Source organism: Anaerolineae bacterium, from assembly GCA_014360855.1.
Lineage (GTDB): Bacteria > Chloroflexota > Anaerolineae > JACIWP01 > JACIWP01 > JACIWP01.
The window spans coordinates 1-2,899 of the sequence record JACIWP010000337.1 but is presented as its reverse complement, the minus strand read 5'-3'; the positions used below and the strand labels follow the sequence as shown (position 1 = coordinate 2,899).

The window sequence follows — 2,899 nt, the reverse complement described above, 5'->3', positions numbered from 1 at the left end:
AGTGGGCGGCGGAAGCACCAGCTCCATGCCGGCGGGAGGCGGCCGGTGCAGGAGAAACACCAGCCCGCCCATGATCAGCAGATTGAACAGCCCCAGCAGGATTGTGCTCCGCTCGCGTTCCCACCAGTGCATGGCCGTGTTCCTTGCAGTAACGAAGGTGCCGCGCTCATGCCGGCTCCAGATGGATCAATACCCGCCGCACCTGGGGCAGGGCCTTGCGGATGGATTCCTCTGCCTGGTCGGAGAGCTGATGGGCGTCGACGATGCTCATCTCGCCGGCCAGCCGGCAGTGCAGGGTCAGGTCATATTCGCCGGCGGCATTGGCAAAGACATGGATATCATGGGCGGAGAGGGAGTCACAGACGCCGGCCAGCGCTTTCTGCACCGTCAGCTTGATCTCCTCATCGCTCATGGCACGCGCCTGAACGGCCTCCATCCGCAGGGATGCACCCGCCGGCTCGATATGACTCACCACTTCCAGCGCCGGCCCGAAAATGCGGTGCAGTTCCTGCTCAAAAGCCGTAACGCGGGCGTGGGCCTCTTCCAGCGTGAGGGTGTCGCTGACCTCCACATGCAGGTGCAGGCTCAGCCGGCCGGAGACCTCGTGGGCGTGCAGACCGTGCACCCGCAGGCCGTAGGCGGCGGCTGTCGCCCGCACCTGCGCCGGCCAATCTTCCCCTTCCGCATGCGCCCCTTCCACATGCACCATCACATCCGCATCGGGCAGAACGCTCATCACCGTTTCTTCGACGCGCGAGGCAACCCGATGGCTGTCCATGACCGAGAGGTCGGGGTCCACCGCCACCACCAGGTCCACGAAGGTGCGGGGGCCGGCCTCGCGCAGGCGAAGCTGGCGCACCTCCCGCACGCCTGGCACCTGGCGCAGTTGTTCGCGCAGGGAGGCCGCCAAACCGGCCGGCGCCGTGTCCAGCAGGGCGGCCACTGCGCGCCGGCCGAGCTGCGCGCTGACGTACATGACGATCAGGGCCACGATCAGGGCGGCGCCGGCATCCGCCTTACCCAGCCATTCGATACCCGTCGCCTGGCTGATGCGAACGCCGGCGAGGCCCAGGATCACCACCGAGGAGCTCCAGATGTCGGTGCTGAAGTGCAGGGCGTCCGCCTCCAGCGCCTGACTGCGGTGCGCCTTAGCGGCACGCATCAGCACCCGCGAGCGGGTGAAATCCACGATGATAGAGATGGCCATAATGGCGAAGGCCCAGACGCTGGCCTCCACCTCCACATGCTTAAAGAACAGGCGCTGGACCGCTTCGTAGATGATCCAGGCGCAGGTGAGGAAGAGGAGCAGTGTCTCCACCAGGGCAGAAAGGTTCTCGACCTTGCCGTGGCCAAACTGATGGTGCTCGTCCGCCGGCCGGTCCGATACCCGCACCGCGAAGAATGTGACCAGCGCGGCCACCAGGTCCAGGCCGGAATGCGCCGCCTCGGAAAGGATACCGAGACTGCCCGTTATCAGGCCGACGACCAGCTTCATGGTGGTGAGAAAGACGGCGGCCACCACCGAACTCACCGCCGCGGAGCGCTTTTCCCGCTGTGCGACCGCGTTGGAATGTGGGGTGTTGTTCGAAATGGGACTGCTGTTCATGGTCACGTTCCGGGCGACGCCGGCTTATTCCTCCACCATAAACTTTTTGGCGAAGGCGCGCATCATCTCCAGCGGCAGAGGGAAGATGATGGTGGAGTTCTTCTCCAGGGCGATCTCGCTCAGGGTCTGCAGGTAGCGGAGCTGGAGGGCCGCCGGCTCCGTGGCAATCGTCTTCGCCGCCTCGGTCAACTGCCTAGCAGCCTGGAACTCGCCTTCGGCATGGATGATCTTGGCGCGCTTCTCGCGCTCCGCTTCCGCCTGCCGCGCCATCGCGCGCTTCAGGGCATCCGGCAGTTCCACATCCTTTACCTCGACGATGCTGACCTTGATGCCCCAGGGCTCGGTCTGTTCATCAATGATGCGCTGGAGGCGCTGGTTGATCTCGTCGCGGTGGGCCAGCAGATCATCCAGCTCCGATTGGCCCAGCACAGAGCGCAGGCTGGTTTGGGAGATTTGCCAGGTTGCCCGGCGGTAATCCTCCACCTGGGTGACGGCTTTGGCGGGGTCAATCACGCGGAAATAGGCCACCGCGTTGACCTTCACCGTCACGTTGTCACGGGTGATGGCTTCCTGGGCGGGGATACCCAACGTGACCACGCGCAGGTCCATCTTCACCATGCGGTCAATGAAGGGGATGATGAAGAACAGGCCGGGGCCTTTGACGCCGATCAGCCGGCCCAGCCGGAAGATCACACCGCGTTCGTACTCCTGCACGATGCGGATGGCCGAGGCCAGTATCAAAATCGCCAGGATGATGAGTACGCCGGCAGTCGATAGGAACTGAAACATCGCGTCACCTCCTTGGACAGGTCTACGTAACACACGGCAACGACGGGACGTACGAACGCATTATACTGTAAGCGGAAGGCCAGCACAAGCGTAATGGGCCAAGGGCGTTCGAATTCACCCCCATAAGCCGGCGCATCACAAGATTGACGAGGAAGCCGGCTACTGGCCGCGGGCCAGCGCGCCCTCGATCTCATCGGCCAGCGCCGGCAGGCGGCCGGCTATGGCGCGCACCAGCCCCCAACAGCCGGCCACCATCATATCCCCGTACGGGACGGCAAAATACGGACAGTGCCGGGAGGCGCGCAGTACGGCGCGGCGCGGCCCGGTCACGGAGAGCAAGAACCGCTCCAACGGTGCGGTATCCAGGAGGAGCGCGCCGTGCCCATGGTCCTGGAAGATCGCCTCGTTGTCAATGTCGCCGGCCGCAAGCTGGCCGATCAGCTCGTCCAGCCGGCCGGCGGTCAGCTTGCCGGTGTGGTGCTCGAACAGGCCGGTCACCACCTC

Annotated in this window: 3 protein-coding genes; all 3 read right to left on the bottom strand. The window is 64.7% G+C overall.

Annotation, left to right across the window (positions count from 1 at the left end; genetic code table 11):
* Window positions 1-166: 166 nt before the first annotated feature.
* Window positions 167-1,606, bottom strand: a complete 1,440-nt coding sequence (locus H5T60_13645; GenBank protein ID MBC7243475.1) for a cation diffusion facilitator family transporter — start codon at window positions 1,604-1,606, stop codon at window positions 167-169.
* A 24-nt stretch (window positions 1,607-1,630) separates the two neighbouring features.
* Window positions 1,631-2,395 carry a slipin family protein gene (locus H5T60_13640; GenBank protein MBC7243474.1) on the bottom strand — a complete coding sequence of 255 codons (765 nt, stop codon included), beginning with the start codon at window positions 2,393-2,395 and terminating at the stop codon, window positions 1,631-1,633.
* 159 nt (window positions 2,396-2,554) lie between these two features.
* Window positions 2,555-2,899, bottom strand: a 345-nt coding sequence (locus H5T60_13635) for a hypothetical protein (protein MBC7243473.1), incomplete at its 5' end; no start/stop codon positions are given.